Here is a 19,983-nt window from a genome sequence, read left to right on the forward strand (position 1 = left end):
GAGCGGGTAAGTAGGTGCTGCGCACCTACTGAGAGAAAAGTTGCGCTTCGCGCAACGAGCCGGCTTCGCCGGCTTGATACCCCGTCACTTCGTTCCGGGAGAATCCGCTTCGCGGATCCCGCCCCTTCGGGGCATGAGCAGGCTTCGCCTGCAGCAGGGAACGCTTCGCTTACCCCTGCTGGGACTCTCCGGCTTCGCCTTCGAGTCCTTGGCTGGCAACTGTTGTGGGCTCTGCCGGGCTGGGTCTCTGGGGTTCAGTCAGGTTTCCGTGAGGAGTCAGTGCCTCTTGGCCGGAAGGAAGCAACCACTGGCGCTCGCTGCTTCCTTCCGCGAAAAGTATGGTGGATCCGAGTTTTACTCCCCTTCCTCTGGCGTGTGTGTGCACGGGGTGCCTCTCTCGGCGCGCGGGCTGAGGTGACGTCAAAGTGCTCGCCGGGATACGCAGCCGTTTGAGTTCAGCTGGTGCGGTCCATCCTGACTGGCACTCCCACTGACCAGGGTCGGTTGTGGCGATGGCGGCGCCATCGGGGCCGTTCAGGAGTGGGAAAGTCGGTGTGGCGGGCGCGGACGGCGGCCCAAGTGATGTCTCGTGCCACAGTCGAGGTCGGCACGGCGATGTGCTCGGCGGTACGTCGGGACGGGTGCGGTTGGCCTCGACCAGGGCGTAAAGGTACCAGCCGAGTTCGGCACGGGCGTGGTGGATACGGCGGGAGACCAGGCGGTTGCTGCGGCCAGCGGTGATCATGGCCGTGTCGTCGAGGACGACGTGCCGGGCTGTGGTCACCGGGCGCCTGCCTGGCCCAGAAGGGTGGTCGGTTTCGACGTCTGTGGGGTCTAGCCGCTCCCCTCCTGCACGGATCCCGCCGTGGCGTTAGGGCGCGACGGCTGTCGGTCAGTGCTGAAGCTGATCCGCAGAAGCGTTCTGGGGGCCTGTGTCCGGGGTCTACGTGTCTTCGTGCGCTTGAGGTAGGGCATACGTGAACTCCTTGCCGCCGTGTTCGGGCCCGGGGGCGCGTTCGCGTTTGAGTGCTCCCGCTTCGACTAGGCGTTTGAGTCGGTTGTTGGCGTTGGGCAGGGAGATTTGCAGTGCTTCGGAGAGAGCGGTGGTGCGGAATGTTCCGAGTTTTCGTGCTTGCTGATAGGTGTCGGCCAGTACCGCTGCATCGCCGAGCAGGTCGTGGGTAGCGGCGTCGACCGCGATCTGCTTGCGGCGTTCGAGACAGACGGTGACCGCATCACGGGTCTCTTCGTTGAGGCCGACGAGTTGTACGCCCTCGACGTCGTTGTCTCCCGCGGCCAGCGCGACGTAGAACTTGCCGAGGAACTCGTCGGTGAAGCTGTTCGTCATCGCTTCAACGCCTGTGAAGTCGATGGTGAGCAGGGCTGCCGGTCCGGCGCTGTGGAGCTGTTTTTCCAGTTCGCTGCGTACGGTGATGCCGGTTGTGCGGGTGAACAGGAAGGTTCCGAAGCCGTGCACGGCGAATGTGGGCGATGCTTTTTGCTTCGTCGGGTTCATTGAACGCATTGAAGCACAGCAGGGTTACGGCGTGAATGACACTCTCAGCCATGTCCAGGTGCCGTCGACCCAGGTGGAGGAGGTGTGGGATTGCACGGTGGACGCGTCGGCCAGCAAACGGCCGACGCGTAGGAGTCCGTCGCCGCTGCGTAGCACTAGACGGGTGGGGCCGTTGAGGCCGGCATGCGCCAGCAGGTCGGGCAGTCCGTGGCCGCGTTGTTCGCTTGTGCCGGTGACGCCCGGCTTCAGTGCCCGGCGCAGGGCTTGTGCGCTGTCTGTGGTGTCTTTGTACTCGGGGTTGCGGCGCAGGTGGCCGAGCACGCCGACTCCTGGGTCGCAGACGGCAACCTCGAGCCTGCGGTAGCGAGTGGTCTTGCCGGTGTAGACCTGGGCCGCGATGAATGCCCCGGGGTGTCCCTGCCCGTGGCTGACGGCGTTGTCGATCAGTTCGCCGATGCTTCTGGCGGCCCGGGCGCCAGCTTTCGCGCCGAGGCCTGCGGTGGCGAGTCGGCCGATGCGTTCCCCCACGGCGTTGGCCGTCCCGGAAGTCAGGATGCTGGTTTCCAGCAGCGTCGATGAGCGGTCGCGCCGGTCGTCGAGCGGGAGCGCGCCGACAATCCGGGTGTCAGGAGGGAGGCGTTCGATCAGGTCCATGCGCTGTATGTAGGACGCCACGTCGGTGTCTGCGGGCAGGACCAGTTCTGTGCTTCCTCCGGCGTCTGCGCGTGTATGGGTGAGCGCCGCGATCCCGGCGAGGTCGAGGGGGCTGGCGAAGCGCAGTCGCCGGGCGTCGACGACCAGGCCGGAGTCCGCTTGTCCCCTCGCGTGCAGGTCGTTGCGGAGCAGGGGGTGTCGTCCGGCGAGTTCCAGCAGCATGGTCTATCAGGATGCCAGGCGTTTGCTATGGGGCGGCGCGCGTTCATGTGTTCGGGCGTGTCGCATGGGTGTGATCGGCCTCGTGCTACGCTTTCATTGGCTTCAATGAACACGTGAAAGGAGTCTGGGATGCCTGACACCCCCGACGAGTCCGCGGAGCGCGGACTCCACCGCGAGTACAAGATCATCGTCAACACCCGCGAGAAGACCGTCGACCACGACGAGCTGTCCTTCGACGAGATCGTCCGGCTGGCCTTCCACCCGGTGCCCACCGGCCCGAACGTCGTCTTCACCATCGGCTACCGGCACGCGGCGCAGCGCCCGGCCGAGGGGACGCTGGCCGTGGGCGGCCACATCAAGATCAAGAACGGGACGACCTTCAATGTCACGCAGACTGACAAGTCGTAGCGCCGACCTCAAGCGTCTCCAGGACGAGGGGTTCGAGGTCGAGGTGCACGGCGGCTACCTGGTTGTCGGCCACGTGCCGTACGTGACCGACGACCGCACCGTCCGCTACGGCCGCCTGGTGTCAGAGCTGACCCTGAGCGGCGACGTCACCGCAGCACCGAGCACCCATGTGGTGCACTTCAGCGGGTCGACGCCGTGCGACCACGAAGGCCGCCCGCTGGAGCAGATCATCAACACCCGCTCCCCCAGGCTGCTGGCCGACGGCCTCCCGGTCGACTTCGACTTCTCCAGCAAGCCGCCCAGCGGCGGCTACGCGGACTACTACGAGAAGATGTCGACCTACGCCGCGATCCTGTCCGCCCACGCCCAGGCGATCGACCCCGGGGCGACGGCCAAGACCTTCCCCGTGGTGACCTGCGAACCCGAGGACGACTCCGTCTTCCGCTATCTCGACACCGCCTCCAGCCGGGCCGGCATCAGCGCCGTCACCCAGCAGTTGGAGCGCAACCGGGTGGCGATCGTCGGCCTGGGCGGCACGGGCGCCTACATCCTGGACCTGGTCGCCAAGACCCCGGTGCGGGAGATCCACCTCTTCGACGGCGACCGCTTCCTGCAGCACAACGCCTTCCGGTCGCCCGGCGCGGCCACGGTGGAAGACCTCCGCGGCGGGCCGCAGAAAGTCGACTACCTCGCCGCCATGTACGGGAAGATGCGCCGCGGCATCATCCCCCACTCGGTGTATCTCGACGAGGCGAACGTCGCGGAGCTGCGCGGCATGGACTTCGTGTTCCTCTCGATCGACCGCGGCCCCGCCCGGAAGCTGGTGGTCCACGCGCTCGAGGAGTACGGCATCGCCTTCGTGGACGTCGGCATGGGCGTGTACGAAGGCGACGGTTCACTGGCCGGCCTGGTGCGGGTCACCACCAGCACCCCAGAACAGCGAGCGCACGTCCATGCGATGGGACGGATCCCGTTCGGGGACGAGGACGAGAACAACGAGTACGCCCGCAACATCCAGATCGCCGACCTCAACGCAGTCAACGCCGCGCTCGCGGTGATCAAATGGAAGAAGTTCTGCGGCTTCTACGCCGACCTGGAACACGAGCACCACAGCGTGTACCAGATCGACGGCAACGTCCTCACCAACGAGGACACGACATGACCACCGCTCGCCTGGCGCACACCTTCGTCGACTGCTTCCCCGACCAGCTGGAACCCGGCACGGTGTACGTCTCCATCCCGTATGCGACCGTGGCGCACCTGTGCTGCTGCGGCTGCGGAAACGAAGCCGTCACCCCGCTCGGCCGCGCGGAGTGGAAACTCACCTTCGACGGCGAATCCATCTCCCTGCACCCGTCCATCGGCAACTGGAGCTTCCCCTGCCGGTCGCACTACTGGATCCGCAACAACACCGTGCACTGGGCCCGGCGCTGGTCCGACAAGCAGATCGCCGCGAACCGCAGCGGCCGCGGCGCCGTCGATGACCCGCACACCCCGGCCGGGAACCTCCAGGAGGCGGCTCCCGTGCCCGCCGAGCGACGCCTCACGCCTCTCCTTCGCTGGCTGAACGCACGGTTCCGCCACTGACCTGGCGGAGGAGACCCCGGCCGGGGTCGGGAACTTTGCCGAGGCCGACTCCAGCACTCTCTGGAACCCCAGCATTCCGCCCTGCGGTCAGCGGAGGAGGGCGCGGAACACGGGCACGCTGACTTCGCGGCTCGCGACTCCGGCGAGAATGGCTGCAGCCGCGCATGCGTTTCGCCCGCCCTTGCGCTACGCGAGAGAGACCGGCTGTGCGGTGTCGTCGGTCCAGTCGCCGTCGAAGAGCGGGGCGATGAGTGCGTGATGCTCCTCGGGGAGCCGGCCGGTGCGTCGGTGGGTGCGGGCCTTGGCGAACCAGGGGCCGAGCTTCACCGTCTCGCCGTCGACGAGGATCTTCTCGCGGGCGGTGGGGGCACGTCCTTCGCGGGCGATGAAGAACTCCAGGAGCTGGGCGGTCTGTTCGAAAGTCCGGCGGGGTCGGCGGGGCGGGGTGAGGGGGTTGGTGTCGGGGGTGAGACCGATCTCGGTGAGAAGGTCTTGCTGGCGGGGGTGGAGGGTGGTGAAGCCGGTGAGCTGTCGGTGCAGCCAGCGTCCGGCCTTGACCGGGCCGATCAGCGTGTCCAGGTGCAGGGTGGCCGGGTCATGGCCGGCGGTGAGGTGGGCGCGGAGCGCTTGGTATTTGCGGTGCCAGTCGGGTCCGTGCGGGAGCTGCCAGTCGGGGTCGATGGCCGCGAGTGCCTCGGCTCGGGCGGGGTCGAGCCGGTCCTTGGCGGCCAGGGAGCGCTGTTCGGCCAGGAAGGTGCCGCCGGGGGCCGTGGCGGGGATGGCGAGGTGGCCGTGAGCTCGGTGGTAGTCGGTGACGGTGGTGAGGTTGGCGCGCCAGGCGGCCTCGTGCTTGTTCCAGATCATGCCCAGGGCGTCGAGTTCGGTGATCCAGGCGGCGTCCAGGCGGCCGGCGGCGTGGGCATCGCGCATGCCGGTGATGAAGGAGCCCAGGGTGTAGCCGGTGGGGTCTACGTGGTCGGCGGGGACGTCGAGGTGGCCGTATTGGTCGTGGAAGGACTGGGCGGCTGCGAGGCCTTCGCGGCGGGGGCGGGATGTGGTGTCGCGGGGGTCGAAGGTGACCAGGTCCATGGCGCGGGCGATGCGTTCGGGGTGGACGGTGAAGTCGAAGTGCCAGCGGTGCTGGATGAGGCGGCTGGTCTCCCTGGAAAGTCGGTTGGCCTTGTCGGGCAGGCGCTCGGCGATGCGGTGGTCGTGGCTGGCCAGGGCGGTGGTGATCGCCCACACCGGCTCGTAGGGGGTGCCCAGGATGTCCTGTGGGTCGGCGCCGGGCGGGATGTAGACGGGGATGATCAGGCTGGCGATCTTGCCGCTTACCGACAGGCGCAGGGCGCGGCCGAGGGCCTGGACGCAGCGGCGTACGGAGCGGGTGGGGTCGGCGAAGACGATCGCGTCGACGCTGGGGATGTCGATTCCCTCGGAGATCAGTTTCGCGTTGGCGAGGATCGCATGGGGCGCGGCCGAGAAGTCGGCGAAGATGTCGGCGCGTTGCTGCGGGGTGTGCTCGCCGTGGACGAAGAACAGTTCCGGGTCTGTGTCGGGGCACAGCTCGGGGGCGGTGCGGCGCAACTGGCGCAGGGTGTGGCCGAGTTCGCGGGCGAAGCGTTTGGCGTCCTCGACGAGGTTGAAGTAGACGAGGATCCGGTGCAGTTGGTGGTCGGTCAGGGCTTTGAGGACCGCGAGGTGCAGGGCGGTGGTGCGTTGTGCGTCGTCGGTGCCGGGGCGGGTGTGGCCGTTGTCGTCGGTGTCGGGGGTGGGGAGGTTGAGGCGGGTGCGCAGTTCGGTGTCGGTGAGGGTGGGGATCACGATGCGGTAGTCCGCGGCCCGGCCGTCCGCGACTGCCTGTGCGAGGGGGTACTCGTGGATCTTCTTGCCGTAGACGGCCTCGTTGTCCATCGAGTTGGCGTAGGAGTCCGGGTCGGGTGCTGCGGGGTGCCGTCGGCGGGGGCGGGTGGTGTCGGCGGACTCCGAGAGGTCTGGTGCGGCGATGAGGCGGGGGGTGGCGGTCATGTACAGGCGTCGCTCGGCGCGGATGCGGGTGGCGTCGTTGACGGCGGCCCATTTCTTGTCGGCGCGGCCGGCGATGCGGTGGGCTTCGTCCATGATCGCGAGGTCGAACGGGGGTACGTCGAACCGGCTGTGCCGGGTGTTCTCGATCTTGTCGAGGGAGTCGTAGGTACAGATCACCGTCAGGGCCGGAATCTGGTCCGCCCCCTCCCCCGTCACCGACATCAGGCCGGCCAGGGCGCGGAAGTCACCGGTCGAGCCGACCCGGTGGGCCACCAGGGCGTCATGGCCGGAGGCATCCATCGAGGACACGATCAGCATGTGCTCGGTGCGCCCGTCGGCACGCCAGGCCAGCGCGGTCTGCGCGGCCAGGTCCAGCGTCGGCACCACGAACAGCACCAGCCGTGCGTCGAGCTCGTCGGCGATCCGGATCGAGGCCAGGGTCTTGCCGGTACCGGTGGCCGACACGTACAAGGCGCGTGTGCCGGGCCGGCGCAGATGCCGCACCGCTCGCCGCACTCCCTGTTCCTGGTCCGGGAACAACTGGGCCCGTTCGGGACGGCCGGGCCAGGACGGGGAGAGGACGGCGGTACTCATACCGGCCATGTTCCCAGCAGTGACGGGGCGGATGGGAGAGATGCGCTCGGGTCTGGGCATCGCACTGGCCGTGCTTGCCCGTCCGGGGGTTTCAGGCACCGTGGTCCGGGGGTGTTGTCGGACCGGCGTGTGACGATGCGGTGGAGTACCTGGGAGGTACGGGCTTTGGCGATCGAGTGGAACCGCCGCTGGCCTTCGCCCAGCTCGTCGAGGCACTGCTGCACCGCATGTTCGATGACAGCAGGCAGGTGGTCGTGGTCAACGGGCGCGGTGGTGACGGCGGTATCGACGTGCAGGTTACCGGCGATGCCGACTTGCGGGTCTTCCAGCTCAAGTATCGCCCGGACGGCTTCCCCGGCTCGCTCGGGGGCCGTAGGACAGCGATCAAGAAGTCGTTCCGGCGGGCCATGGCGCATCACCCGGCGGAGTGGACGCTGGTGGTGCCGTGCACGCCAACGGTCTCCGAGCGGACCTTCGTCGACAAGTTCGCCGACTAACTACCAGCGGCGATTTCAGTCTTGGACCGATCCAATCTGGACTGTCACTTCGCCGCACACGCCGATCTGGAGGCCAGCTTCACCCGCGATCAGTTGCGGGAGGCCGCCAAGGACTACGGCCAGGAAAAGGCTCTCCTGCTGAGTTCGGGCGATCTCGTGGAGCGTGTCCGTGCACAACGTGTTGGCCTGAGTCCAGTAAGTCGCACTCGGTGGCAAGCTGACGTACTGCGGTAGCGTGATCGTCCAGTACACCGTGCACGCGTAGGGCGTCAAGAGTTTCGGCCCTGGCGATCGTGTCCATTGCGGCAGCTGCCGCGTAGCTGCCCGCGAGGCGCTCCAATAGACGGGCAAGCGGGACCAGTGGGCGCATTCGTCGGTCATGTGTGGCTCGTGCCGGCTGTGTGGCGGAGGAACTCCGCGGCAAGGCCCCGGTCGGGATCGTCGTTGAACAGTCGGCAGTCGAACGTGAGGCAGACGCAGCGTACATACACCACCGGCACTGGTTCGCCACCCGCAGCGAGGGCCGGCTGAAGATCGCTACGTGGATCACGGACTTCTACAACGCTCGGAGGCTGCACAGCGTGTGCGACTTCGTCAGCCCGGTGGAGTTCGAGCAGCGGTACTGGGCTCAGCAAGTCTGGCAGCAAGCAGCGTAAATCGTCTCCACGCTGCGAGGGGATTGGCAGGTCCGGGGAATCGTCGTTGCACCACCCGGCCTCGGTGAGCCACCGCCCGAAGGACTGCGTAAGGGCCGCATTAGTCGTGGCATCAACGATGAACCGGGCGCGGGCCTCCGCATCCGGGACAACGACAGGAGCCTTTTCATGCGTATCACCGCACGCAGTGGGCGGTACGGTATCGGTCTTTTCGCGGCTTGTGCCGTCGGGGCCACATTCACCGCCGTTCTCTCCCCGACGCCCGCCGCCGCGGGCCCGGACCTCGGCTCGCCGCGCTGCGTCAGCTTCACGGCGCTGAACGAGAAGGTGCTCAGTGCCACCAGTACCGACAACGACCCCAAGGGGCTGAGCCTCACCGACAGCGGCGGCTACACCAACGCGCTGATCGACGCGCACGGCAAGCAGATCGGTACCGCGACCGGATCCAGCGTCGCCGTGCTGGTCCGGGCCAGCGACAACCACGTGATGGCCTTCAACACCAACGTGGACAAGCTGATCGGCGGCGACGTCACGGAGAACTCGGTGATGGACGCCACCGGCACCGTGGCCGGCGCCACCGTCACCGAGCCCGCGGTCGGCACCAGCGGCCGCTACCTCGGCATGACCGGTGCCCGGACCTACCGCCGGATCGACCCGCAGACGTACGTGTCCAGCATCGTCCTGTGCCACTGAGGCTCGGACGGCACGGACTTCCGCAGCCGCTGAGCAGGTGACCCGCCCGGACCGGCAGGTCCGAGCGACGCTCGGCGGCGACCGGCAGCCAGCCCCAATCCCCTGAGAAGGGACCCGATGGACGCCCCCGAGATCCACATCCTGTCCGTGGGAACCGCACTCCCCGGACCCCCCGTGGACAACGCCACCCTGGCCCGTCAGCTCGGCACGCACCAGCAGTTCGAACAGTGGGTGGACACGTTCATCGGCACCCGCACCCGGCACCTCTCGGTTGACCTGGAGACCGGCGAGGTGAACCACTCGCTGGCCGACCTGGGCACCACCGCGGGCGGCCGGGCGCTGGCGGCGGCCGGCCTGGAAGCCTCCGACATCGACGTGATCGTGATGGGCACGGCTACTCCCGACGCACTGATGCCCGCGACGGTCAACCTGATCGCGGACCGGCTCGGCATCGACGGCATTCCCACCTACCAGTTGCAGTCGGGCTGCGCCGGCGCCGTGCAGGCCCTGGACGTGGGCCGCGAGATGCTGCTGACCGGCCGGCACACCACGGCGCTGGTCATCGGCGGCGACGTGTGCGCCAAGCACCTCGACATCGACATGGACGTGTCGAGCATGGCGCCGGCGCAGCTGGTCAACGTGGTGCTGTTCGGCGACGGAGCGGGCGCGGCGGTGCTCAGCACCAGGCCGACCCCCGGCTCAGTCACCATCAAGGCAGTGCTGAACCGGCTGACCGGCCTCGGCCGCGCCCCCGGCCAGGTCATCGAGTGGTTCGGCCTGGCCGACCGTGCCTCGGACCGGCCGGCCGGCATGGAGGACTACAAGGCCATCGAGGAGTCGGTGCCGGTGATGGCCGGCGAGATCCTCAAGGAGCTGCTGGACACGCTGGGCTGGCAGCAGGCCGACCTGGACTTCCTACTCCCGCCGCAGTTGTCCGGCCGGATGACGAAGCGGATCGTGGAGCGCCTGGCGGTGGCCGACGCCCAGGAGGTCAGCTGCGTTCAGGACACCGGCAACAACGGCAACGCGCTGGTCTTCTTCCAGCTGGAACGCGCCCTGGAGCGGATGGGACCGGGCGATCGCGCCATCGCCGTCGCGGTCGAGTCCAGCAAGTGGATCAAAGCTGGGTTCGCGTTGGAGAAGGTCTGAGTCATGTCAGCAACCGAAGCCGCGTCCCCCGTCCCGGCCGCCGCACCGAACGCCACGCTGCTTGACCTGCACCGCTCCGGCGCTCTCGTCACTGATTACCCGCAGGTCGGCGGGCTGCTGACGGATCTGGACAGCAGCGGTCTTGCCCACGCCGGGCAGTTGCTCGCCCGCCTCGACCCAGACGACGTGCTGGCTGCCCACCCGGCCACCCCGGTCGTGTCGGTCGCGGTCACCGGCCACGGCACGCTGGCCACCCTGGTGCCGGCGCTGACCGCGGAGTGCGCCCGGCACGGCTTGCTGCTGCGCGCCCACCAGTCGACGTTCGACAACTACGTCTTCGACCTGACCGACCCGGACAGCGCGCTCTACGCGGTCCGGGCCGATCTGACGCTGTGCCTGCTGGACCACACGGTGGTCTTCGACGCGGTGCCGTCGCCGTGGCGGCCCGAGGACGTCGCCGACGCGTTCGACACGAAGCTGGCGCTGATCGAGAAGCTGGTGGCCCGATTCGGGTCCGCCGGCAGCGGCACCCTCGTGCTCAACACCCTTTCGCTGCCGTCCCGTTACCCGCGCCAGCTGCTGGACCACCGCTCCCGGGCCCGGCTCGGCGCGATCTGGCGCGAGGCCAACGCGCGGCTGCTCCGGCTGGCCGAGGAGCACACGTCCCTGGTGGTGCTCGACCTGGACCCGGTCACCGCCGACGGAACCGCGGCCACCGACCCCAGGCTGAGCGTGTACGCCAAGGCGCACCTGTCCACCGAGCTGCTGGCGCACTACGCCAGGGACGTCGGTCACCTGGCCCGGCATGTGTCGGGGCGTACGAAGAAGTGCCTGGTGGTGGACCTGGACGAGACGGTGTGGGGCGGTGTCCTCGGTGAGGACGGCGTCGAGGGCATCCAGGTGGCCGACAGCTACCGCGGCGAGGCGTTCCGCCAGTTCCAGCAGGCGGTCCGGCAGATCGCGTCGCAGGGCGTACTGCTGGCCGCGGTGAGCAAGAACGACGTCGAGCGGGTCCAGGAGGCATTCACGCATCCCCGGATGACGCTGGCCGCCTCCGACTTTGTCCGGATCACCGCCAACTGGCGGCCCAAGCACGAGAACCTGCTCGAACTCGCCGCCGACCTCAACCTCGGTGTGGACAGCTTCGTGTTCGTCGACGACAGCCCGTACGAGTGCAATCTGGTCCGCCGTCAGCTGCCCGGTGTGGCCGTGGTACCGGTGGGTACCGAACCGGCCCAGCACATCGGGAAGGTGCTGGCCGACGGCTGGTTCGACAGCCGCGAGCTGACCACCGAGGACATCACCCGCGTCTCCAAGTACCGCGACGAGTTGGTCCGCAACGACTTCCTGCACACTTTCGAGTCGATCGAGGACTACCTGCGGGAGCTGAAGATCGAGGTGCGGCTGGCCGAGCCCGCCGACACCGAGGTGTCCCGGATCTCCCAGATCACTCTGCGCACCAACCAGTTCAACCTCACCACGCTCCGGCTCCAGCCCTCCGAGGTCCGCGCGATGCGGGACGACGGTGACAGCCTGGTGCTGGGCATCGCGGCCGCCGACCGGTTCGGCGACAACGGCCTGGTCGGCGCGATCTTCGCCCGGCGCACCAACGACGAGCTGCACATCGAGAACTTCCTGCTCAGCTGCCGGGTGTTCTCCCGTGGCATCGAGCACGCCTGCCTGTCCGCGCTGCTGCGGCTCGCCCGGGACAGCGGCCTGTCCGCGGTGTGCGGCATGTACCGGACCAGCGCCAAGAACAGCATCGTCAAGGACTTCTATCCGCGCTATGGATTCCAGCACTTCGCGGGCTACGGGCAGACGGTCGTCTTCCGGCACAGCCTGGCGGCTATCGCCCCTGCGCCCGAGCACATCCACCTGACCGAGAACCTCGAAGGGGCACTCCAGTGAATACCATCGACGACTTCATCGCGATCCTGCGCGATGAGCTCGGTCTGCCCGTCACCAGCGACGACGCCGCCCGCCGGCTGGATGAGGTGCCCGGCTGGGACTCCGTGCACCTGGTGTGGCTGCTGACCGTGCTGGAGCAGCGCACCGGTCGTAGCATCTCGCTGCCCGACGTGCTGGAGGCCCCGAGCATCGGCGGCATCTACGACGTGGTGGCGGTGGCGGCGTGAACATCACCCCGCTCGCCCGCGAACGCCGCCACACCCTGTTCTTCCTGCGCGAGATCCGCTCGGTCATGCCGGTCTTCCTGGACACCGAGGTCGACCTCGGCACTGTCCTGGCGCACCGGGAGCTGGCCGGCGGCGAAGGCGACCGGTTCTCGGTGGTCAGCTACGTGCTGCACGCCGCCTCCCGCGCGCTGGCCGACCACCCGCAGGCCAACGCCGCGATCGGCGGCCGGCTGCGGCAGCGCGTCGCCGGCTACCCGTCGGTCAACGTCAAGCTCACCCTGGACAAGTCTCTCAACGGGCAGCGGGTGGTGCTCGCTGCGGTGCTGCCTGCGGTGGACACCGCCGGGCTGCGGGAGATCCAGAAGCTGGTCGAGCACTACCGCGACGGCAGCGCCGACACCATGGCCGAGTTCCAGGGCGTACGCGGTATGCAGCGCCTGCCCCGGCCACTGGGCGCCGCACTGTTCCGCCTCGGGGTACGGCCGCTGCGGCGCCGCGCGGAGACCTTCGGCACGCTGGCCGTCACCTCGCTCGGGCACCGCCCGGTCGACGGCTTCCACTCGGTCGGCGGCACCGCCGTCACCCTGGGCGTGGGCCGTTTCATCGACCGGGCGGTGGTCAAGGACGGCGCGATCGTTGTTGCCCCGGTGCTGCGGCTGAACATGGCCTTCGACCACCGGGTCGTGGACGGCGCCGAGGCCGCCGACCTGCTGGCCGACATCAAGCGGAACCTCGAGGAGTTCGCCGCATGAACGACATCGACGAGCTGAAGCAGTTCGTGCAGGTGCACGCCCGCACCCAGGGCATCGCGCCCGCCCAGTACAGCGAGATGCTGGGCCGTATCCGCACCGACGACGAGGGCATGCCCGGCTCCTGGGCCGTGGAGTGGAGCCGCTCGGCGCGGGCGCTGGCCGAGCAGGGCAGGCACCTGGACGCGGTGCGGTACTACAACCTGGCCCGCTTCCCGTACGTGGACGGACCCGCCCGGCAGGAGGCGCTGACCAACTGCGTCGGTGCCTTCGAACAGTGGGCCGCCGACTTCCCGTTCATCGAGCGCCGCGAGCTGAAGCTGCCCGGCGGCCGGGTTCGCTGCTGGACCAGCGGCCTGTCCGCGGCGCGGCCGCTGCCGGTGCTGCTGATCTGCGGCGGCATCGTCAGCATCAAGGAGCAGTGGGCGCAGGTGCTTGGCGCGGTCCGGCGGCTCGGCATGGCCGCGGTCGTCGTGGAGATGCCCAGCGTCGGCGAGAACTCGCTCCCGTACACCGCCGACAGCTGGCAGCTGCTGTCCGGTGTGCTGGACGAGCTGGCCCACGTGGCCGACGTGACGCGGACGTACGCGATCGCGCTGAGCTTCAGCGGCCATCTGGCCCTGCGCTGCGCGGTGAACGACCCCCGGATAAAGGGCGTCGTCACAGCCGGCCCGCCGGTACGGGACTTCTTCACCGACACCGACTGGCAGGCCGGGGTGCCGCGCGTCACCGTGGAGACGCTGGCGCACCTGACCGGCACCAAGCCCGCCGAGACGCTGGGGCAGCTGCGGGACTGGGCGCTGAGTGTGGACGAGCTCGAAGCCCTGGACATCCCCGTGCACTGCATGGCCAGCGCGCGCGACGAGATCATCCCGCCCGGAGACGTGGAACTGCTGCGCCGCCATGTGAAGGGCGTCCACCTGGTGACCAACGACGACGTGCACGGCTCGCCGGCGCACGCCGCCGAGGCCCGGCTGTGGACGGTGCTGTCGGTGCTGCGGATGCGGCAGGCCGGCGGGATGCAACGAGCGGTGATCGGCGCGCTGTTCCAGGCGACGCGGGTCCGCAGGCGACTCGCGGGCACGCCCGCATGACGGAGGCCACGGGCCGGTCGACCGACGTGTCCGACATGTCTGGCGCATACCTGCCGGTGCCCCCGGATCCCGGCGCGCGGCTGCGGCTGTTCTGCTTCCACCATGCCGGCGGGGCGGCCTCGCTGTTCCGGGACTGGCAGCAGGCGCTGGGCCCGGACATCAGCGTGGTCCCCGTACAGCTGCCCGGCCGCGAACAGCGGGTCCGCGAGCCGCGCTTCACCAGCATGGAAGAGCTGCTGCCCGAACTGCACGAGCGGCTCGGCCCGGCGCTGGCCGGGCCGTACGCCTTCTACGGCCACAGCATGGGAGCCCTGCTGGCCCGCAATCTCGCCCAGCGGGTGGTGCGTTGTGGGGGCGAGCCGCCGGTGAGTCTGCTGGTCGGCGCCTATCCCGCGCCGCACCGCCGGCCCGCGCTGGCCGGGGCGCTGGCGCTCGGCGACCAGGACCTGGCCCAGTGGCTGGTCGACATGGGCGGCATGTCGCCGATGCTGCTGGGCTATCCCGAGTGGCTGCGGATGGCCGTCGGCATACTCCGGGACGACCTGCAGGTCTGCGAGAGCCACCACGACGGCCAGGAGCAGGAGGCGCGGCATTCGCCGCTGTCCTGCCCGATCCATGTCTTCACCGGCGCGGACGACGCGCTGGTGCCCGAGCAGGACGCCGCCGCCTGGGCGCAGCACACCCTCGCGACCGCGACCGTGCAGGTCGTCCCCGGCGGGCATCTGTTCGTCCGCGACTCCCCGGCGGTGTTCCTGGACCGGCTGGTCGCGGTACTGCGGGAAACAGTGCCCACGCCGGGATAGTCCACGCCAGCGGAGACCGCACGTCCGTCGGCCCGCTGAGCCTGAGGGCGCCGGCCCGCACCGGACCGCGTACGAAGCAGGCACAAGAGCAGGCACGACAAGCACGCGCGGGACCGTACGAGACCGCGTGTTAGATCGCGCGAAGAACGTCGTTAGCCGCGCCGGAAAAACTGGTGCCGGCATCAGAAACCGGCTGCGGCCGCCGCGTTGTTGCGTACCGCGACCGCACCCAGACTGTTCACCACGAGGGGCAGTGAGACGCGATGACGAGTGGGCCCGTTCCCGCCATGTCCGACGCCGGTACCGACCTGGACGACGCGATCGCGATCGTCGGTCTGTCCTGCCGGCTGCCGATGGCACCCAGTCCCGCCGCGTTCTGGCGGCTGCTCAGGGACGGTGTGAACGCCGTCACCGAGACGCCGGCCGACCGCTGGGACCCCGACGCTCTCATGGACCGGGACCGTTCCGCGCCGGGCGGCGCCCGTACCCGGCACGGCGCCTATCTCGACCGCGTCGACGGCTTCGAGCCGGCCTTCTTCGGCATCTCGCCACGCGAGGCCGTCACGATGGACCCGCAGCAGCGGCTGATGCTGGAGCTGGCCTGGGAGGCCCTGGAGGATGCCGGGATCGTGCCGGGCACCATCAAGGACAGCCGCACCGGTGTCTTCGTGGGGGCCATCTGGGACGACTACGCGACCTTGCTGCACCGCGGCGGCACCGGCGCCATCACCCGGCACACCATCACCGGACTGCACCGCAGCATCATCGCCAACCGCGTCTCGTACACCCTGGGCCTGCGCGGGCCGAGCCTGACCGTGGACGCCGCGCAGTCCTCGTCCCTGCTCGCCGTGCACATGGCCTGCGAGAGCCTGCTACGCGGCGAGTCCACCCTCGCGCTGGCCGGCGGGGTGAACCTCAACCTGGTGCCGGAAAGCGCCATGGAGGCATCGAAGTTCGGCGGCCTGTCCCCCGACGGCCGCTGCTTCACCTTCGACGCGCGCGCCAACGGCTACGTCCGAGGCGAGGGCGGCGGCCTGGTCGTGCTCAAGCCACTGGCGCTGGCGGTGGCCGACGGCGACCCGGTGTACTGCGTCATCCGCGGCACCGCGACCAACAACGACGGCGGCGGGACGGGTCTGACCGTCCCCAGTCCGCGGGCGCAGGAGGAAGTCCTGCGGCTGGCCTACGAGCGGGCCGGCATCCGGCCGTCCGATGTGCAGTACGTGGAACTGCACGGCACCGGCACCAAGGTCGGCGACCCCATCGAGGCGTCCGCGCTCGGCGCGGCCCTCGGCGCCGACCGCTCCCCCGACCAGCCGGTGCGGGTCGGCTCGGCGAAGACCAACGTCGGCCACCTGGAGGGCGCGGCGGGCATCGTCGGCCTGCTCAAGGCGGTCCTCAGCATCCACCACCGCGAACTCCCGCCGAGCCTCAACTTCGAGACCCCGAACCCGGGTATCCCGTTCGACCGGCTGGGCATCCGGGTGCAGACAGAGCTGGGCCCCTGGCCGGCGGCGGACCGCCCGCTCATCGCCGGGGTCTCGTCCTTCGGCATGGGCGGCACCAACTGCCATGTGGCCCTGACCGAATGGCGCTCGCCCGCGGCGACACCTGTGGATCCGGGCGATACCCCGGTGGTGCTGTCAGCCAAGACGAAGAAGGCGCTGCGGGGTCAGGCCGATCGGCTGCGGACGTATCTGCTGGAGCGGCCAGGCGTCGAACCGGCCTCGCTGGGCGCCGCGTTGGCGGGCCGACGGACGAGGTTCGACCAGCGGGCGGTGCTGCTGACCGGTGACCGGGAGGAGCTGCTGGCCGGCCTGGACGCGCTCGCTCGGGGCAAGGCGACGCCGGACGTCGTACAGGGCACCTTGCAGGCGGGCGGAACGGCGTTCCTGTTCACCGGGCAGGGATCGCAGTACGCCGGCATGGGAGGGGAGTTGTACGCATCGGAGCCGGTGTACGCAGCCGCGTTCGACGCGGCATGCGCGGCGCTGGACCCGCATCTGGCCCGGCCACTGAAGGACGTGCTGTTCGACACCGATCCGACGGACCTCAACACCACCGCTTATACGCAGCCGGCTCTTTTCGCCCTGCAGACCGCGCTGTTCCGGCTGGTCGAACACCGAGGCATCCGGCCGGACTTCCTGGCCGGGCACTCCGTCGGGGAACTGGCGGCGGCGCACGTCGCGGGAGTGTGGCCGCTGGCGGAGGCTGCCACTTTGGTCGCCGCTCGCGGGCGGTTGATGCAGGCCTCAACCCCCGGCGGAGCGATGATCGCCATCGAGGCCACCGAGGACGAGCTGCTGCCCACGCTGGCTCCCGGCGTCGACATCGCTGCCCTCAACTCACCCGTTTCCACGGTGATTTCCGGCGACTACGAGACCGCCCATCACGTCGCCGACGCATGGAAGGCCCGGGGCCGTAAAACCAAGGCGCTCACCGTCTCGCACGCCTTCCACTCTCCCCACATGGACAGCGCCCTCAACGAACTCCAGTCGGTCGCCGCGTCGTTGACCACCAATGCGCCGGCCATCCCGATCGTCTCCACTCTCACCGGCGAGCCCCTCACCGCCGACGAGCTGGCCGACCCCGGCTACTGGGCCCGCCACGTCCGGCACACCGTCCGCTTCACCGACGCGGTCAAGCAGTTGCAGCAGCAGGGCGTCACCCACTTCGTGGAGCTGGGCCCGGACACCGTCCTCACTCCACTGACGCACACCACTCTCGCGGGCGACTCCCCCATCACCGCCATCTCTCTCCTTCGCCGGAACCGCCCAGACACGGTCACCCTCCGGACCACCTTCGCCGAGCTGCACACCACCAGCGACCTGACCATCTGGCCGGCCGACCGTGTCACCGCCTCCGGCCCGCTGGACCTGCCCACCTACGCCTTCCAGCACCAGCGCTACTGGGTGGACGCGGCCGGAGCCGAGGTCCCGCCCACCGTGCCGCCGGTTCCCCTCGCCGCCGCCGGGGCCGAGGCTCTGGCCGACGCCGACGCACGTGAGGACGCGTCGCTGGGCCGACGCCTCGCCGGCCTGCCGCAGGCCGAGCAGGAGCGCGAGCTGCTCGACCTCGTACTGACACATGTGGCGATCGTGCTCGGTCATGTCACGCCCGAAGCCGTCGATGCCGAGCAGGCGTTCAAGGATCACGGCTTCGACTCGGTCAGCTCGGTGGAGCTGCGCACGCGGCTCAACGCGGCGACCGGGCTCGACCTCCCGACCACGTTGTTGTTCAACCACCCGACGCCGATGGCCCTGGTGCGCTTCCTGCGGGCCGAGGCCCTCGGTCTCGGCGACAGCAAGCCGGTGCCCGTGACGGGTACGGCGCCGGACGAGCCGATCGCGATCGTCGCGATGAGCTGCCGCTATCCGGGCGGTGTGGCGTCGCCCGAGGACCTGTGGCGGCTGGTCGCCGACGGGGTGGACGCGATCAGCCCGTTCCCGACCGACCGCGGCTGGGCCGAGGATCTGTACGACCCGGACCCCGGTCGGTCGGGCAAGGCCTACACCCGGTCCGGCGGATTCCTGCACGACGCCGACCAGTTCGACCCGGCCTTCTTCGGTATCAGCCCGCGGGAAGCCGCCGCCATGGACCCGCAGCAGCGGCTGCTGCTGGAGACGGCCTGGGAGGCGTTCGAACGGGCCGGCATCACGCCGGCCTCGCTGCACGGCAGCCAGGCCGGGGTGTTCGTCGGCGCGATGTCCCAGGAGTACGGCCCCCGGTTGCACGAGTCGGCCGAGGGATACGACGGATACCTCCTGACCGGCAGCACCGGCAGCGTCGCGTCCGGGCGTGTCGCGTACACCTTCGGGCTGGAGGGCCCGGCGGTCACCGTCGACACCGCCTGCTCCTCGTCCCTGGTCGCGCTGCACCTGGCCAGTCAGGCGCTGCGGCAGGGCGAATGCACCATCGCGCTGGCCGGCGGCGCGGCGGTCATGGCCACGCCGGGCATGTTCGTGGAGTTCAGCCGCCAGCGCGGCCTGTCCCCCGACGGTCGCTGCAAGCCGTTCGACGCTTCGGCGGACGGTACGGCGTGGTCCGAGGGCGTCGGTCTGCTGCTGCTTGAGCGGCTGTCGGACGCCGAGCGCAACGGCCATGAGGTGCTGGCGGTCGTCCGCGGCTCCGCGATCAACCAGGACGGCGCCAGCAACGGCCTCACCGCCCCCAACGGCCCCTCCCAGGAACGCGTCATCCGGCAGGCGCTCGCCAGTGCCCGGCTGACCCCGGACCAGGTCGACGCCGTCGAGGCACACGGCACCGGCACCCGGCTCGGCGATCCGATCGAGGCCCAGGCGATCCTGGCCACGTACGGCAGGGAACGGCCCGCCGACCGGCCGCTGATGCTCGGCTCGCTCAAGTCCAACATCGGCCACGCCCAGGCCGCCGCCGGAGTCGGCGGCATCATCAAGATGGTCATGGGCATGCAGCACGGCGTACTGCCGAAGACGCTGCACCTGGACGAGCCGACCCCGCACGTCGACTGGAGCAGCGGTGCCGTCGCACTGCTCACCGAGGCGGCGCCCTGGCAGACCGACGGCCGTCCACGACGGGCCGCGGTCTCCTCCTTCGGCATCAGCGGCACCAACGCCCACGTGATCATCGAGCAGGCGCCCCTGGCCGAGGCGGTGTACACCGCCGAGCCGGACGCTTCGGGCGACCGCCCGGAGGCGCTGGTTCCGTGGCCGCTGTCGGCGAAGACCGAGCCCGCGCTACGCGACCAGGCGGTACGACTCCGCGCGCACCTGGACGCGTATCCCGAGCTGTCCCCTTCCGCCGTCGGCCGGGCGCTGACGACCACCCGCACGGTCTTCGACCACCGCGCCGTCGTCTTCGGCCGGAACCGCGCCGAGTTGAGCGCGGCCCTGGACGCACTGAGCCGCGGCGAGACCGCCGCCGGACTGGCCCAGGGCACGCCCCGGCTCGGCGGGACGGCGTTTCTGTTCACCGGGCAGGGATCGCAGTACGCCGGTATGGGAGAGGAGCTGTACACATCCGAGCCGGTGTATGCGGCCGCCCTCGACACGGCCTGCGCAGCACTGGACCCGCACCTGGCCCGGCCACTGAAGGACGTGCTGTTCGACACCGACCCGACGGACCTCAACACCACCGCCTACACCCAGCCCGCACTCTTCGCCCTGCAGACCGCCCTGTTCCGGCTCCTCGAACACCACGGCATCCGCCCCGACTTCCTC

General features: G+C 69.6%; 15 protein-coding genes. 12 read left to right on the plus strand and 3 right to left on the minus strand.

Annotated features, from left to right (window positions below; translation table 11 throughout):
- Positions 1 to 943 precede the first annotated feature (943 nt).
- Together OO69_RS46795 and OO69_RS46800 are read right to left on the minus strand one after the other, a co-directional pair.
- Positions 944 to 1,516, minus strand: coding sequence for an STAS-like domain-containing protein (locus OO69_RS46795; RefSeq protein ID WP_158713526.1), 573 nt, complete (start codon positions 1,514 to 1,516; stop codon positions 944 to 946).
- Positions 1,517 to 1,540: 24 nt separating this feature from the next.
- Complete coding sequence (locus OO69_RS46800) at positions 1,541 to 2,392, minus strand: hypothetical protein (RefSeq protein WP_033287149.1); 852 nt, start codon at positions 2,390 to 2,392, stop codon at positions 1,541 to 1,543.
- A 129-nt stretch (positions 2,393 to 2,521) separates the two neighbouring features.
- On the opposite strand from OO69_RS46800, the gene OO69_RS46805 reads away from it, so the two are divergent.
- The 3 genes from OO69_RS46805 to OO69_RS46815 are packed head-to-tail and all read left to right on the plus strand — an operon-like array spanning position 2,522 to position 4,387.
- Positions 2,522 to 2,800 (plus strand): multiubiquitin domain-containing protein, encoded by a 279-nt coding sequence (locus OO69_RS46805; protein WP_033287150.1) that lies wholly within the window; start codon positions 2,522 to 2,524, stop codon positions 2,798 to 2,800.
- Entirely contained in the window at positions 2,775 to 3,962 is a 1,188-nt protein-coding gene (locus OO69_RS46810) for a ThiF family adenylyltransferase (protein ID WP_033287151.1), read from the plus strand. The genes OO69_RS46805 and OO69_RS46810 overlap by 26 nt, the downstream gene beginning before the upstream one ends.
- Entirely contained in the window at positions 3,959 to 4,387 is a 429-nt protein-coding gene (locus OO69_RS46815; protein WP_078652904.1) for a DUF6527 family protein, read from the plus strand. The genes OO69_RS46810 and OO69_RS46815 overlap by 4 nt, the downstream gene beginning before the upstream one ends.
- Before the next feature lie 186 nt (positions 4,388 to 4,573).
- Here the strand turns inward: OO69_RS46815 and OO69_RS46820 are convergent, their stop codons facing one another.
- Positions 4,574 to 7,009, minus strand: coding sequence for a DEAD/DEAH box helicase (locus OO69_RS46820; protein WP_033287152.1), 2,436 nt, complete (start codon positions 7,007 to 7,009; stop codon positions 4,574 to 4,576).
- A 176-nt stretch (positions 7,010 to 7,185) separates the two neighbouring features.
- On the opposite strand from OO69_RS46820, the gene OO69_RS46825 reads away from it, so the two are divergent.
- The 9 genes from OO69_RS46825 to OO69_RS46875 all read left to right on the plus strand — a co-directional run.
- Complete coding sequence (locus tag OO69_RS46825) at positions 7,186 to 7,506, plus strand: hypothetical protein (protein ID WP_033287153.1); 321 nt, start codon at positions 7,186 to 7,188, stop codon at positions 7,504 to 7,506.
- A gap of 824 nt (positions 7,507 to 8,330) precedes the next feature.
- Positions 8,331 to 8,855, plus strand: a complete 525-nt coding sequence (locus OO69_RS46840) for an allene oxide cyclase barrel-like domain-containing protein (RefSeq protein WP_033287156.1) — start codon at positions 8,331 to 8,333, stop codon at positions 8,853 to 8,855.
- Positions 8,856 to 8,972: 117 nt separating this feature from the next.
- Entirely contained in the window at positions 8,973 to 10,004 is a 1,032-nt protein-coding gene (locus OO69_RS46845; RefSeq protein WP_033287157.1) for a 3-oxoacyl-ACP synthase III family protein, read from the plus strand.
- 3 nt (positions 10,005 to 10,007) lie between these two features.
- Entirely contained in the window at positions 10,008 to 11,912 is a 1,905-nt protein-coding gene (locus OO69_RS46850) for an HAD-IIIC family phosphatase (RefSeq protein ID WP_033287158.1), read from the plus strand.
- Positions 11,909 to 12,139, plus strand: a complete 231-nt coding sequence (locus OO69_RS46855; RefSeq protein WP_033287159.1) for an acyl carrier protein — start codon at positions 11,909 to 11,911, stop codon at positions 12,137 to 12,139. Before OO69_RS46850 ends, OO69_RS46855 begins: the two co-directional genes overlap by 4 nt.
- Positions 12,136 to 12,891, plus strand: a complete 756-nt coding sequence (locus tag OO69_RS46860) for a 2-oxo acid dehydrogenase subunit E2 (protein WP_033287160.1) — start codon at positions 12,136 to 12,138, stop codon at positions 12,889 to 12,891. The genes OO69_RS46855 and OO69_RS46860 overlap by 4 nt, the downstream gene beginning before the upstream one ends.
- Complete coding sequence (locus OO69_RS46865) at positions 12,888 to 13,982, plus strand: alpha/beta hydrolase (RefSeq protein WP_033287161.1); 1,095 nt, start codon at positions 12,888 to 12,890, stop codon at positions 13,980 to 13,982. Before OO69_RS46860 ends, OO69_RS46865 begins: the two co-directional genes overlap by 4 nt.
- A gap of 35 nt (positions 13,983 to 14,017) precedes the next feature.
- Positions 14,018 to 14,785, plus strand: coding sequence for a thioesterase II family protein (locus OO69_RS46870; protein ID WP_158713527.1), 768 nt, complete (start codon positions 14,018 to 14,020; stop codon positions 14,783 to 14,785).
- 287 nt (positions 14,786 to 15,072) lie between these two features.
- The coding region (locus OO69_RS46875) for a type I polyketide synthase (RefSeq protein ID WP_158713528.1) at positions 15,073 to 19,983 on the plus strand (4,911 nt) is incomplete at its 3' end.

The sequence above is a fragment of the Streptomyces sp. NRRL F-525 genome (assembly GCF_000716605.1).
In the GTDB taxonomy this organism is placed as follows: domain Bacteria; phylum Actinomycetota; class Actinomycetes; order Streptomycetales; family Streptomycetaceae; genus Streptomyces.